We start from the raw sequence: 265 nt of genomic DNA, 5'->3' as shown, positions 1-265 counted from the left end.
CGCCGCATGTGAGTATCAAAGGCATGATCCCTGCCCCGTTCACCGTGCCCCCGCAGTCCCGCCCTTCGCTCCCGAAGGCCCGGACCCGTGCCGGTGAAAATCCGCTGGTGCACATCATCCTCGCGTTCTGGGCCTTGTGGCACTGTCGCCACGCGCGCCCACCGGATACTTCGCTCACGCATCACTGACCAAACCCGGCCCGCTGCTGGCCGATCGTTTCAGTTTGACCCCACGGTTGCCCGCGGCGGTCATGTGCGCCCATGAG

At 66.0% G+C, this 265-nt stretch carries 1 protein-coding gene; it reads left to right on the top strand.

Features of this window, described 5'->3' with window-relative positions; translation table 11 throughout:
* A partial coding sequence (locus tag SB772_RS41900; RefSeq protein ID WP_410838761.1) for a hypothetical protein occupies window positions 1–188 on the top strand: 188 nt, incomplete at its 5' end.
* Window positions 189–265: the final 77 nt, after the last annotated feature.

This window comes from Paraburkholderia sp. SIMBA_030 (genome assembly GCF_046535245.1).
Classification (GTDB): domain Bacteria; phylum Pseudomonadota; class Gammaproteobacteria; order Burkholderiales; family Burkholderiaceae; genus Paraburkholderia.
Note: the sequence above shows the minus strand (reverse complement) of the source record. Positions and strands in the feature narration are given on the sequence as shown.